The sequence below is a fragment of the Polaribacter sp. KT25b genome, assembly GCF_900105145.1.
Classification (GTDB): Bacteria; Bacteroidota; Bacteroidia; order Flavobacteriales; family Flavobacteriaceae; genus Polaribacter.
The window spans coordinates 1974769-1988467 of sequence record NZ_LT629752.1 but is presented as its reverse complement, the minus strand read 5'-3'; the positions used below and the strand labels follow the sequence as shown (position 1 = coordinate 1988467).

Sequence of the window (13699 nt, the reverse complement as noted above, 5' to 3'; positions counted from 1 at the left end):
CTAATAAAAATATAAGAAAATGAGTAGAGTTGTAACATTTGGAGAAATCATGTTAAGATTAGCTCCTGAAGGATTTTTAAGATTTTCACAAGCAAATAGTTTTGATGTTGTATATGGTGGTGGAGAATCTAATGTAGCAGTTTCTTTAGCTAATTATGGTATTTCAACAGATTTCGTAACACGTTTACCAAAAAATGATATTGGTGAGTGTGCAATGATGGAAATGCGTAAAAGAGGTGTTAATGTAGATAAAATTGTTTGGGGTGGTGAACGTTTAGGTATTTATTTTTTAGAAACTGGTGCAGTATCTAGAGGATCTAAAGTGGTTTATGATAGAGCACATTCTGCAATGTCTACAATCCAGCCAGGAATGATTGATTGGGATGAAGTATTTAAAGGAGTAGAATGGTTTCATTGGACAGGGATTACGCCTGCAATTTCTCAAAGTTCTGCAGATGTTTGTTTAGAAGCTGTACAAGCTGCTAGCAGATTAGGAGTTACAATTTCTACAGATTTAAATTACAGAGCTAAACTTTGGAATTATGGTGGAGATCGTGAAGCTATAATGACAGAATTAACTTCTTACTGTGATGTTATTTTAGGTAATGAAGAAGATGCTGAAATGCACTTTGGAATTAAACCTACTGGAGCAGCAGTGCAAACAGCTGGACATGATGTAAAAGCAGAAGCATTTTTAAATGTTTGTCAACAAATGATGGAGAAATTTCCAAGAGCTAAAAAGGTAATTACTACTTTAAGAGGTTCTATATCTGCTTCTCATAACACTTGGGCAGGAGTTTTATATGATGGAACAAAAATGTTAGAAACTCGTCAATACCAAATTACAGACATCGTAGATAGAGTAGGTGGTGGAGATTCATTTATGGGAGGTTTAATCTACGGATTATTAACATACCCAGATAACGATCAAAACGCTTTAGATTTTGCTGTTGCAGCTTCTTGTTTAAAACACACTATTAAAGGTGATGCTAACTTAGCAACTGTTGCCGAAGTTAATAAATTAATGGGTGGTGATGCATCTGGTAGAGTTGCTAGATAATTAGCGAAAATTATAAGTTAATTGTATGATGAACAAGGTAATGCGCTATTTTTTTAGCGTTTTATCTTGTAGGTTTAGCAGAATCTAGTAATTTTAAGTAAACTCTAAAATCCTAAATAATTTATGAAAAAATCTATTGCAATTATGTGTGGTGGCGGTCCCGCTCCAGGTATAAATACTGTAATTAGTACTTTAGCTAAAACTTTTTTAAAAGATGGTTATGAAGTTATTGGTGTACATCATGGTTATAAAGGATTACTTTCTAATGATCCGTCTTTAGTTTTTTTTAATTTTCATCGTGCAGATCGTATTTTTAGTCTTGGTGGTTCTACTTTAATTATGAGTAGATTTAAACCAAAAGACAGCGATTTTAAAGCCGATTTTTTTAAAAAATACAATGTAAATTTATTAGTAACTATTGGTGGTGATGATACTGCTTCTACTGCTAATAGATTAACTAAATATGTAAACAGTCAGGATTTAGATGTAAAACATGTGCATGTTCCTAAAACAATCGACAACGATTTACCATTACCAGATAGAAACCCAACTTTTGGATTTCATACAGCAAAGGATGAAGGAGTTCGTATTGGTAACACCGTTTACGAGGATGCAAGAACTAGTGAAAACTGGTTTGTCGTTGCTGCCATGGGACGTTCTGCAGGACATTTAGCTTTTGGAATTGCATCCGCTTGTCACTACCAAATGATGATTATTCCTGAAATGTTTAATAAAACAAAAATTACTTTCGAAAAAATCATTAATATGATTGTTTCATCAATTGTTAAATGCAAAATTCAAGGTATAGAATACGGAGTAGCTTTGGTTAGCGAAGGTGTTTTTCACTTCATGGAAGAAGATGAAATCATTAATTCTGGTATTAACTTTACGTATGATGATCACGGACATCCTGAGTTAGGAAATGTAAGTAAATCTCATATATTTAATTATTTATTACAAGTTAAATTAAAAGAACTTGGTTTAGATATTAAATCTAGACCGGTAGAATTGGGGTATGAATTAAGATGTTGTAAACCAATTGCGTTTGATTTAACATTATGTACTTTATTAGGTATTGGAGTAAAAAAATTATTTGATCAAGGAGTTTCTGGTTGTATTGTAAGTGCAAATTCACGTGGAGATATTATGCCATTATATTTAAAAGATTTTGAAGATAATGAAGGTAAAATTCCACCAAGATTAGTAAATATAAATTCAGATATGGCACAGTTATTTATCAACAACCTTTTTTATATAAAAGAAAAGGATTACGAAGATTCAAAAAAATACTTACCAAATCCGGAAGCATACGATTTCAAAAAAATATTAAACTGGGAATAAATTTAACTAAAAAAATATAAAATATAATGGCACAATTTACAAGATTAGAAGTAGCACAAGTAATGAAAGATACAGGAATGGTTCCTTTATTTTATCATAAAGATTTAGAAATAAGTAAAAAAGTAATCACTGCATGTTATAATGGTGGTGCAAGACTTTTAGAATTTACAGCTCGTGGAGATTTTGCTCACGAAGTTTTTGGAGAATTAGTAAAATATGTTACTAAAGAATTACCAGAAATGGTAATGGGTGTTGGTTCTGTTACAGATGCAGCTGCAGCTTCTAGATTTATGTCTTTAGGTGCAAACTTTATTGTAACTCCGGTTTTACGTGAAGATATTGCAATTGTTTGTAATAGAAGAAAAGTTTTATGGTCTCCTGGTTGTGGAACTCTTACAGAAATTGCAAGAGCAGAAGAATTAGGATGCGAAATTGTAAAATTATTTCCTGGTGATATTTATGGTCCTCAATTTGTAAAAGGTATAAAAGGCCCACAACCTTGGACTAGCATTATGCCAACTGGTGGTGTATCTCCAACTAAAGAAAATTTAGAAGGTTGGTTTGGTGCAGGTGTAACTTGTGTTGGAATGGGATCTCAATTAATGGCAAAAGACGCTAATGGTAACTTTGATTATGCTAAAATTGAAAGCTTAACTAAAGGTGCTATTGAAATTATAAAAGGATTAAAAAAATAGTTTTGTGAGGTTGATTAGTTTATAAAACGAACAAAAGCCCGAAGTTCATTGTGACTTCGGGTTTTTTATTTAAATTTATTTTTTTATGAAACAAAACAAAGCAATTTTTTATATGATATTTAGTGTGATGGCATTTTCGCTAATGAATGCTGTTGTAAAATATTTAAATGTTTTTAATGTGTATCAAATTGTATTTTTTAGATCTATTGGTACTTTAGCATTTACGATCCCGTTAATCATAAAATATAAAATTCCAGTATTAGGTACTCATAAAAAATTATTAGCTCTTAGGGGAATTGCAGGTGTAATTTCTTTAACATGTTTTTTTCAATCTTTAAATTATCTTGCTATTGGCACAGCAGTTTCTTTAAGATATACTTCACCAATTTTTGGAGCTATTTTTGCGTTAATTTTCTTAAAAGAAAAAATTAAATTGATGCAATGGTTCCTTTTTATTATTGCCTTTGTTGGTGTTTTAATTATTAAAGGATTTGGTGTTGAAGTAAATTCAATAGGACTTTTATTTGTTTTTTGCTCGGCGATTTCTTTAGGTTTCATTTTTATAATTATTCGTAAAATTGGTGATAAAGAAAATCCGTTAGTAATTATAAATTATTTTATGGTAATGGCTTTTGTTTTTGGTGGAATTATGTCAATCAATCATTGGAGAAATCCTACATTAAATGAGTGGTTACTTTTATTAAGTTTAGGTGTTTTTGGTTATGTTGGGCAATTATATATGACAAAAGCTTTACAACTACACGAAACGAATGTGATAGCACCTTTAAAGTATTTAGAAGTTATTTTTATGATTATAATTGGTGCTTCTTGGTTTGGTGAAAAATATAACCTTTGGACTTTACTCGGTATATTTTTAATTTTATTAGGTTTAATTTATAACATATATTTAAAAAGAAAAAAAGATAAGGCTGCCTAAAAAGACAGCCTTAAATAATATATATATTACTTAAATTTTGAGTTGATAAGTAGTTATTTATCTGAAAAGATTAAACCAATTGTTTCTATTTTATTATTCTCTTTTAATAAATCTGATTTTTTACTTGGGATAAAATTATTTTTATCATCCCATTTTGGATTTTTATATAGTATGTTTTTTTCTTCAGCATTTTTCTTTGCAATAATTTTACCACACGAATAGACCAAACAATTTTCTATAATACTTCCTTTATCAGATAGTTTAATAGGATTTATAATATTATAACTGTTTTCAAAAACCGAGTTCTTAATAATTACAGATGGTATAGATTTTACTTTAATTACATACCCTTTTTCTGAATTACTAACTCTACTAAAAATAGAATTAGTAATATGTAAACTACCATTTTGTTCTAGTAATAATGGATCTACTTTCGTATAATTAATAGCAAATTCTTCTATATCTTTAAATATAGAATTATGAATAATAATGGTTTTAGCATTGTATTTAAAATTCTCTTTTTCGTAAGATAAATTTAAACCTCTATAGCTGTTTAAAAAAGACGAGTTTTTAATACTAATTGTATCAGCTAAAGTACCGTTGTAAGCTTTGTAAATACTTCCTCCATTTTTATTTGTAAAGTTTTTAAAAGTACAACCATCAATAAATAATTTATATAAACCTCCTTGTTCTTTATCAGGAGAAACAATAGCATATTTTACTTGTGTATCATTGCTACCATCAAAAGTGATGTTTTTTAAATTTAAAGTAGCATTTTCTTCAACTCTAAAAAAGTAGGTTAATTCTTTTTCTAAATTATCACTAACTTTTAAAACCGTTTCCTTTGTTCCTTTTATGGTAATGTTACTTTTAATTTTTTGAGTTTTATCAAAATAGTATAGACCATCTTTTAATTGAAGAGTTGTTAAAGGAGTTGCTTTTTTTAATGCTTTAGCTAGTGTTTCAACTCCAGGTTCTACTTCAATAGTTACTGCTTTGACTATTACTTTTGGAGTTTCAATTATTGGATTCCAATAAGGACCCGTTTTTACCTTTAACGCTTTAGGTAATTTAGCATTATCTAAATTGAATGCACCTACAACAAAAGGATTTTTTTCTGATTCAGTAATATCTACTTTAGGACTTTTATCATTTTTAAAATTTGATATTAAAAATTGATTTTTAGAAGAAGGCATTGGTAAAGATTGTAATAAATTCCAATCAATGGTTTGTTTAGTAAACTGATTTTCATCTACATCTACACTAGAATCTACAATATTATTTTTTAAAGTAATTCCGCTAATATCATCAGAAGAATTTAAAATTTTAATTCCGTTAGTATTCGTAATTAAATTGTTTGCAAAAATAGTATTAGTAGGAGGTAAGCTTCTTTCATCATCTTTACCAGCCGCAAATTCTATCGACCCACAATTAATTAACGTATTGTTTTGAATGTTTACATTTTTAACCTGTCTGTACCTGTTTAAAGGTGAGTTTGGTACGCCGTTCATAACAACAATTGGACCTCTAAAATTATTACCAGTTAAACCAATCATTAAATTATTTCTAATAATATGACCTTGGTTTATAATTCTAATTCCGCCAGTATTTGATACATTATTACCAATAAAAATGTTGTTTTCTACTAATGCATTGTCACCATGTCTTAAAGTTAAAGCACCTTTACTTTCTATAAATAAATTATCTCTAAAAATATTATCTCCAGATTTGTTAGAGATAATTTCTATTTCACCATCACAATTTTTAAAAGTATTATTTTCTACAATTGTTTTAGATGATTTCATAGAATTTTCACTTGTACCAATTCTAATAGTTTCTCCACCATTTTTACCAAGATCTGGTCTTGGTCCAAAGAAATTATGATCTATTGAATGATTATTTTCAATATGTTCTTCGCCTTTTAGCCAAACAACTACAGTTGTTCCATCATTGGTTTTACCTGTAAAATTGTTATGATCTACTCTATTATTTTTTCCCCATAAATCTACCCAATGAGAATTTACACTTGCATCTTCTGGATTGTAATATGAAATTGTGTTGTGGGTAAATCTACAGTTATTAGCAAATTGAGTGTCATTTTTTTTAAAATTAACTATCGATTTTTCTGTCGGATTTCCTTCTTTAAACCAAAAACCAGAAACAATAATATAAGTACCATAAATATCTATGCTTGAGTTTCCGCTTAGAATTACTTTACCGGCAGTTTCTGCTTGTATAGTAATTGGTTTCTCTTTTGTTCCATTGCCAAAAGCATCTAATTTTGCGTCTTTCCAAATACCATTTTTAAGTATTATTTTAGTGCCAGGAATAGCTTTTTTTATTGCAGCTTTATATTCTGATATATTGCTAACTAAAACTTTATTATCTTGAGAAAAAATAGATAATTGAGATAGAATTATTAAAGAAAGGAGTATTTTTTTTAGTATCATTTTGATCGAATTTATTTTGGATTACCAAATTGGTTAACCAATTTATGGTTTCCAAATATAATATTTTTGAAATTAATAAATTGATATTTCAGTATTTTTTTTGATTAAAAAGGTTGGAAAAAAAATAAAATTATCACTTTAATAAGTAAAGTGATAATTTATTTAATTTGAATTGAACTATGAGTTGTAATAAAGGATAAAATATGCAAAAGAGCATAGAGCGAGTATAAGACTAATGTTAAAGTTTTAAATAGTATCAGAAGAAATTAAGGTAGTAAAACGAACTAATTTTATAATATTAAAAACGTTTACCAATTCCGATACCAATAGACCAAGTATCAAAATTATTTGCTCGATGATCGTATAAAACTGTTGGTGAAACATCCCAATTATTACCAAATTCAATTTCGTATTCTAGACCAGTTCTTACAATAAATAGATTTTCATTTTTTTCAAATTCTACACCAGCACCAAAAACAAAAACCCATTCTTTATGAAATTTCCAAAGAGCGTCAAAAGTTAATACTACAGGAAATTCTTTTTCAATAAAAATTTCTTCTTCTTTTTCTATTTCAAAAGTTTCTAGCTCTAAATCATTATGAAATCCAAATCCAAATTTTTCATTTATCCAGTATTCTATATCTAAACCTATAGACGGAACAATAACTGTTTTATCACCATCATTTGTAGCCATAGGAATATAAGTATGACTTAATACAGGACTAATTCTAAAATGTTTAAAATTTTCTTTTTCATGCTCATGTTCTTGTGAAAATGCGATGAAATTTATTGATAAGAATACAATTAAAAGGATACTTTTTTTCAAAATAAATTTATTTTTAAATTTTAAGGAGCAAATTTAAGTAGTTCGTTTTTTTTGAAACATGATAAATGTTAGTTTTTTATTAAATATAAACTCTAAAATAATTAGTTTAATTTTTAATTTAAAAGTGGATTTTTATCAGTTATTCTAAAGCAATTTTCTGATCCTAAATATGTAGGATTTCCTAATTCTTCAGACCAAAAACCCTCTAAAATATTTTTGTTAATGCATTTATAAACCACAACTCCTTTGTATGTTTTATTTTCAAAACCTTTGTAGTTAAAGTTAATAACTAGAATGTTGTTTTTAAAAAAGCCAGAACCAAATTGATGTTGCGTTTTGTTGATAACCCATTTTGCAATAACCCTTTCATTTTTATCTAAAGTTAAAGAAAGAGTTCCTTTATAGGTATTTTCATCAGCATCTTGATTGCTACCAATTATAGAGAAATTACCTATTAAATCTTGAGTTGTCATTTTTTTTAAATAATTTATGAGAACAAAAGTAGATTTATTTAATGATTTCCAAAAAGAAATCTACAGCATAAGTTTTTTATGTTTTGTCTTTTATTTTTCATTTAATTTAACACAACCGGAGCCGTAACTCTAGCTAAAACGTGTTCTTCTCTTTCTAAAACTGTAACTTTTTCGCCAATTTTGTTAAGGAAGCAGTAGTTTCTAAACTAATATAGCCACCACCGATTATAACCACTTTTTTTCTTCGGATGTTTCAATGGCGTTTTTAATTGCAATGTCATCGCTTGCAGGTCTCTTAGTAAATTAGTTTGCAGCAGTTATTCCATCAATTGGAAGAATAAAAGGTCTTGCCTCCGATGTAATTGCCAGTTTATCATACTTTTGAATGGTATCATTTTTAATAGAAATTGTTTTTTCTTTTCTATTTATTGATAAAAACTTTATGCCTAATTTTAAAGTAATATTTTAATTCTGATTATTTTAAAATGGTTTTAAAAGGTTGCTATTTAAATCACCATCAATAATATAAGATTTTGAAAAAGATGGTCTATAATAAGGTGTATTTGGGGCAGAATCAAATAATATAATCTTTCCTTGCCAACCTTGTTTTCTTAAATTGAAAGCAAAATTAACTCCTGTATGACTTGCGCCAATAACTACAAGTACGATCCCATTAAAATGATTATATACACAAAACCATTGCAACTATTGAAAAGTAAATGGTAAAAGAATAGTTTAGCTTGTAAAGGGTTGATATGTATGTTTTTAATGATTGTTTGAATTATGAAAAAATCACTTTATAAATTATAATTTACAAAGTGATTTCTATTTTAAAACTAAAATATAAAAAGGTAAGAACCTAATATGCTAAAACAAACCAATTTCCTTAAAGTATGTTTTTAGAATGTTTTAAAAGGATTATATTTTTTTGTTTTAAAAAGTATAAATTGTTGAAAATAAAATAATTACTTCCCGATACAAAAATTCCCAAAAATATGACCCAAAATATCTTTATCAACATCATAATCTCCGGTAATTGCACCTAAATGGCGTAAACATTCACGAATATCAATAGAAAATAAATCAGTACCAATTTCTAAATCAATGCCTTCTTGAACAGAAGTAATGGCAATTAAAGCATTGTTTAAAGCTTCAAAATGACGCGAATTAGTTACAATAGTTTCATTATTACTTAAAGCACCAATATTAACCAAAGAAGTTAATTCGTTTTTAAGTTCATCAATACCCGTTTTATTTTTAGCGGATAGTAAAATTAAATTTTCAATTTCTGATTGTAAAATAGAAGAATCATGACAAGATAAAGTATCTATTTTGTTTGCAATTACTAATAAACGTTTGTTAGGAAAACGTGTTTTGATGGTTTCAATTTCTTCTAAAAATTCTTCTCTTGCATAAGCATATTTATTAGAATCTATCAGAAAAATAATCAATTGAGCATTGTCTGCTTTTTCGTATGCTTTTTTAATTCCGATACTTTCTACAACGTCTTCGGTTTCTCTAATTCCAGCAGTGTCAATAAATCGAAAAGCAACCCCATCAATAATCATTTCATCTTCAATAGCATCACGTGTTGTACCCGCTATGTCAGAAACAATGGCTTTTTCTTCGTTTAAAAGTGTGTTTAAAAGAGTGGATTTTCCAACATTAGGTTCGCCAATAATGGCAACCGGAATTCCGTTTTTCATGGCATTTCCAAAAGAAAAAGAATCAATTAAACGTTTAAGAATAAACGTAATTTTAGAAACCAATTCTTTAAACTTTGTTCTGTCTGCAAACTCAACATCTTCACCAGAAAAATCTAATTCTAATTCAATTAAAGCAGCAAAATCTAATAATTGTGAACGTAATTCTTTTAATTCATTGGTAATTCCTCCACGCATTTGCTGAATTGCCATTTGATGACTTGCAGCAGAATTAGAAGCAATTACGTCTGCAACTGCTTCCGCTTGCGATAAATCCATTTTACCATTTAAAAAAGCACGCATGGTAAACTCACCATTATCTGCCATTCTACAACCATTTTGCAAAAATAATTGTATAATTTCTTGCTGAATAAAGCTTGATCCATGACACGAAATTTCAACAACATTTTCTCCTGTATAAGATTTAGGATTTTTAAAAACAGACACTAAAACTTCATCCACAATAAGACCTTTATTTATAATGTGTCCTAAATGAATTGTGTGTGATTTTTGATTTTTTAAAGACTTTTCTTTTTTTATAGATTTAAAAAAAGCATCTACAATATCAATAGCTTTGTCGCCCGAGAGTCTAATCACAGAAATTGCGCCAACTCCAGAAGGTGTGGCCAATGCAATAATAGTATCGTTTTTAATCATACTGCAAAAATACATAACATTTTTACAGAAATTAAAAAAAGCCTAATGCAAATTGCATTAAGCTTATTTTTATATTAAAAATTAGATGTTTAATTATTTATTAATGTTAAGATTTTGATTTGGTAAAAACTCTAAAGTTCTCATTGGGAAAGGAATAGTAATACTCTCTTTATCAAAAGCTTGTTTAATTTTTATAATAGCATCACTTTTTGCTTTTAATTTCTCGAGTGCATTTTTAGAATCTACCCAAAATCTGCATAAAAAATTAATAGAACTATCGCCAAATTCGGTGTAATAAAATTCAACATTTTTTTCTAATTTATCTTGGTTAAAATTACTTGTAATAATTTTTTTTGTTAATGTTTCTACTTTTTCTAAATCGGCATCATAAGTAACACCACAAGTAATTGAAATTCTCATTTTTGTAGTTAATGAGTAATTTTTAAAAGGGTTTTCTAAAATTGTTTTATTTGGTATAATTACCGTGTTATTATCTGCTTCTCTAATTACAAAGTAATTTAAGTTAATGTCTATTACTTCGCCAGAAAAACCATTTGTTTCTACCCAATTACCAATATTTAAATTTTCTCTAAAAGATAAAACAACTCCAGAAATGGTGTTAGACAAAGTGCCTTGTAAAGCCAAACCAATTACAATACCAGAAACCCCAGCTGCAGAAATTATAGCTTTTAAAGTATCGTCAAATTTTAAAACGGTCATTGCTATATATAAACCAGTTAAAAAGATAAATGCAGAAGCAACTCTAGAAACTAAATTTCGTACAGATTCTTGTTTAATTCTTTTGCCAAGATTTTTGGTAATAAATGTGTTTATAGCTCTTGAAGCATAATATGCAATAAATATAACCACAAGTGCTATAGCAATATTTGGTATGTTTTTTATAAAAAGTTCTTTCCAGGTTTCTAGTTTGTCAATAATTTTATCCATGTTTAGTTTTAAAATTTAATAATAGTTTTTTAATAAAAAAAGGCTAGTTATTATTTAACAAAACTATTATCTAACACTTCATTAGTGTTTTTAGACCAAGCATTTAACATCCAAGAAGATTTTTCTAACTCTCTAATATAAGCACCAATTAAATCAATAGTTCCTTCATCTTTGGCTTCATTTGCATTTTCAATTACTATAGATAATTGCTTTAAAATTATTTTTTGATCTTTTTTTAATATATCTACCATTTCTATATCTGATAATAAAGGACTCGATTCTACAAGGTTAGAAGCTTCAATATAATCAGATAATTTACTAATTGGATGATATTTTAGCGTTACAATTCTTTCTGCAATTTCATCAATTTTAATTTTTGTGTCATTATACATATCTTCAAATTGATTGTGTAATTCAAAAAAGTTTTTTCCTAAAACATTCCAATGAAAATTTCTTAATTTTTGGTAATACACTTGGTAATCTGCTAAAAGCACATTTAATTCTGTTACAATCGGTAGCATTTTGTCTTTGTCAATATTTAAATAATTCATGTTTTATTTGTTTTTAAGTTCATTACAAAACTACAATCAATATAAAGTTTGTCTTTGCTCAAATAGAATACATTTTAACTCAAATACTTTTTCTAACAGAATATTTTTTAAATTTGTTTTTGTAACAAAGCAAGTTAATTTGCGTCTAATAAGTACACAATTAAAGATAAAAATGAAAGAAGACAAACAGTTATTGGTAATTACACATTTAAGTCAATTATTAGATTTCGTTACCGGAATTGGCGGTTTTATAGTTCCGTTAGTTTTATGGTTAACAAAAAAGGATGAAATTTTTGGAATGGACGAACATGGAAAAGCAATTTTAAACTTTAGAATTTCTATGTTTATTTACCTTTTAATTTGTATTCCTCTAGTTTTTTTACTTGGATTAGGAATTTTAGGTTTTATCGCAATCGGAATTTTCTATCTCATTTTTCCAATAATAAACGCTATAAAAGTCAGTAATAACGAAGCGCCAAATTATCCTTTTTCTATAAAATTTTTAAAATAAAAAGAAGAAGTACACAATTATTTAAATTAAAAATCGCCTTTTATTGGGCGATTTTTTTTTGTAATAATTTTATTGATAAAAGAATAATATTCAGAATTTGGGCGTTACCTAAAGGTCAGGCTTTACGCACTCGCTTTTTTTCTTGAAAAAGAAAAAAGAGCTCAAACAATTACTTCAATCCTTAACGCGAGTTTATCTATAAGCCAAAAGCTTTAATTAACTAAATTGCTTGATTAATAAAGTCTTCATATTCGTAAAAAAAGAGTTCAAACTTCGGCATTATATCAACATAAAACTCATAACAATTACGCCAAGTATTTTTATTATGAATACTAAATTTATCATCCAAAGGCACATAGATACGTTTAACAATTTTACCACTTTCTAATTCGTAAGCATCATTAAAAATAACATTAGGAATCTCTGTTTCTAACAAAACCTTTAAAGAAATCATTTGATCGTAAAGCAGTTCACTAGCAATTTCATCTGGATGTTCTATATCTAAACAAACCATTGCTTTCTTTTTATCAGCAACAAATTTAAAAGAAAAGCCTTTTATTTTGGTGTTATACAATAACCATTTTCTTGGAAAAGATTTTCCAAAACTTGTCCAGAATTCTTTACGTAATTTTACAGCTTCTTCTTTACTAAACATATTTTAAATTAGTTAAACAGTATTTCAATAGAAATTAATAAACATCCAAACCAATAAAAATATTGCGTATATTTAATAATGTTTAATTCATTATCAACAGCAAATTTTACAGGTTGTTTATTAATATTCTTTGAATTATACTTTTTATGAAAACCAGTAACTTTTTTAATCAAAGTTGTAACAATAAATTTATTCCATAGATAAACAAAAAATACAATTAGTAATACTTCTCCAATTTTGGCTAAAAAATCCATATTTAAATCTAAGAGTTCTATTTTCTTCCCTTTGGGAAGATTAAGATGGGCTTATTTATCCGTGAATTTTAGCAACATTTCCACGTTCACGCATCATTTGTGCTTCAAAATTTAAAAGAGCATTCCATTTTTTATCAACTATTTCTCTATCTTGATATTGACGCGCAAATTGTAGAAAAGTAGTATAATGGTTAGCTTCAGAAACCATTAAATTGTTATAGAATTTAGACAATTCTTCATCTTCCATGTTTTCAGAAAAGACTTTAAAACGCTCGCAACTTCTTGCTTCAATTAAAGCAGCAACTAATAAACGCTGAATTAAAGCATCTGTTCTGTCTTTTGTTTTATTAAAGAATTTTTGTAAACGAATAGCATAATCATTTTTTTGCTCACGTCCTAAAACCATTCCGCGTTTTACCATTAATAAATGCACCATTTTAAAATGTTGCATTTCTTCAATAGCAATGTTGCTCATTTCTTTTACAAGTTCTGTTTCTTCAGAATAATTAATAATTATAGATACTGCGTTTGAAGCTGCTTTTTGTTCTAAAAAAGCATGATCTGTAAGTATTTGTTGTAAATTATCTTTGGCAATTTCTGCCCAAGAAGTTTCTGTTTCAAATTGTAGTCCTAACATA

16 protein-coding genes are annotated in these 13699 nt (G+C 27.7%); 5 read left to right on the top strand and 11 right to left on the bottom strand.

The window, feature by feature from the left end:
* The first annotated feature begins 19 nt into the window (after positions 1–19).
* The 4 genes from BLT70_RS08555 to BLT70_RS08540 all read left to right on the top strand — a co-directional run bounded on the left by BLT70_RS08555 (position 20) and on the right by BLT70_RS08540 (position 4033).
* Positions 20–1060: a sugar kinase gene (locus BLT70_RS08555; RefSeq protein ID WP_091893538.1), complete on the top strand. Its 1041-nt coding sequence runs from the start codon at positions 20–22 to the stop codon at positions 1058–1060.
* A gap of 123 nt (positions 1061–1183) precedes the next feature.
* Positions 1184–2401 (top strand): 6-phosphofructokinase, encoded by a 1218-nt coding sequence (locus BLT70_RS08550; protein ID WP_091893536.1) that lies wholly within the window; start codon positions 1184–1186, stop codon positions 2399–2401.
* A 26-nt stretch (positions 2402–2427) separates the two neighbouring features.
* On the top strand, positions 2428–3096 hold the full coding sequence (locus tag BLT70_RS08545; RefSeq protein ID WP_091893534.1) for a bifunctional 4-hydroxy-2-oxoglutarate aldolase/2-dehydro-3-deoxy-phosphogluconate aldolase: 669 nt from the start codon (positions 2428–2430) through the stop codon (positions 3094–3096).
* 85 nt (positions 3097–3181) lie between these two features.
* On the top strand, positions 3182–4033 hold the full coding sequence (locus tag BLT70_RS08540) for a DMT family transporter (RefSeq protein WP_231962639.1): 852 nt from the start codon (positions 3182–3184) through the stop codon (positions 4031–4033).
* Between the two features lie 53 nt (positions 4034–4086).
* Here BLT70_RS08540 and BLT70_RS08535 read toward each other — a convergent pair whose 3' ends face one another.
* The 8 genes from BLT70_RS08535 to BLT70_RS08505 all read right to left on the bottom strand — a co-directional run bounded on the left by BLT70_RS08535 (position 4087) and on the right by BLT70_RS08505 (position 11641).
* A complete protein-coding gene (locus BLT70_RS08535; RefSeq protein ID WP_091893532.1) occupies positions 4087–6483 on the bottom strand; it encodes a chondroitinase-B domain-containing protein in 2397 nt (798 codons plus the stop codon).
* Positions 6484–6781: 298 nt separating this feature from the next.
* Positions 6782–7309, bottom strand: coding sequence for a hypothetical protein (locus BLT70_RS08530; RefSeq protein ID WP_091893530.1), 528 nt, complete (start codon positions 7307–7309; stop codon positions 6782–6784).
* A gap of 113 nt (positions 7310–7422) precedes the next feature.
* Positions 7423–7782 (bottom strand): hypothetical protein, encoded by a 360-nt coding sequence (locus BLT70_RS08525; RefSeq protein ID WP_091893528.1) that lies wholly within the window; start codon positions 7780–7782, stop codon positions 7423–7425.
* Positions 7783–7936: 154 nt separating this feature from the next.
* On the bottom strand, positions 7937–8017 hold the full coding sequence (locus tag BLT70_RS17585) for an NAD-binding protein (protein WP_368086352.1): 81 nt from the start codon (positions 8015–8017) through the stop codon (positions 7937–7939).
* Positions 8018–8262: 245 nt separating this feature from the next.
* On the bottom strand, positions 8263–8487 hold the full coding sequence (locus BLT70_RS08520; protein WP_091893526.1) for a hypothetical protein: 225 nt from the start codon (positions 8485–8487) through the stop codon (positions 8263–8265).
* 260 nt (positions 8488–8747) lie between these two features.
* Positions 8748–10142, bottom strand: a complete 1395-nt coding sequence (mnmE, locus tag BLT70_RS08515) for a tRNA uridine-5-carboxymethylaminomethyl(34) synthesis GTPase MnmE (RefSeq protein WP_091893524.1) — start codon at positions 10140–10142, stop codon at positions 8748–8750.
* Between the two features lie 93 nt (positions 10143–10235).
* A complete protein-coding gene (locus tag BLT70_RS08510) occupies positions 10236–11090 on the bottom strand; it encodes a mechanosensitive ion channel family protein (RefSeq protein ID WP_091893522.1) in 855 nt (284 codons plus the stop codon).
* A gap of 50 nt (positions 11091–11140) precedes the next feature.
* On the bottom strand, positions 11141–11641 hold the full coding sequence (locus tag BLT70_RS08505) for a Dps family protein (protein WP_091893520.1): 501 nt from the start codon (positions 11639–11641) through the stop codon (positions 11141–11143).
* A gap of 172 nt (positions 11642–11813) precedes the next feature.
* On the opposite strand from BLT70_RS08505, the gene BLT70_RS08500 reads away from it, so the two are divergent.
* Complete coding sequence (locus BLT70_RS08500; RefSeq protein WP_091897538.1) at positions 11814–12152, top strand: DUF4870 domain-containing protein; 339 nt, start codon at positions 11814–11816, stop codon at positions 12150–12152.
* A 220-nt stretch (positions 12153–12372) separates the two neighbouring features.
* On the opposite strand, the gene BLT70_RS08495 is transcribed toward BLT70_RS08500, so the two are convergent.
* Genes BLT70_RS08495 through BLT70_RS08485 form a run of 3 tightly spaced genes read right to left on the bottom strand, consistent with a single transcriptional unit; the run spans position 12373 to position 13698 of the window.
* On the bottom strand, positions 12373–12807 hold the full coding sequence (locus BLT70_RS08495; protein WP_091893518.1) for a DUF4268 domain-containing protein: 435 nt from the start codon (positions 12805–12807) through the stop codon (positions 12373–12375).
* Positions 12808–12815: 8 nt separating this feature from the next.
* On the bottom strand, positions 12816–13061 hold the full coding sequence (locus tag BLT70_RS08490; protein ID WP_091893516.1) for a hypothetical protein: 246 nt from the start codon (positions 13059–13061) through the stop codon (positions 12816–12818).
* Positions 13062–13116: 55 nt separating this feature from the next.
* Positions 13117–13698 carry a tRNA-(ms[2]io[6]A)-hydroxylase gene (locus BLT70_RS08485; RefSeq protein WP_091893514.1) on the bottom strand — a complete coding sequence of 194 codons (582 nt, stop codon included), beginning with the start codon at positions 13696–13698 and terminating at the stop codon, positions 13117–13119.
* Between the last annotated feature and the right edge of the window lies 1 nt (position 13699).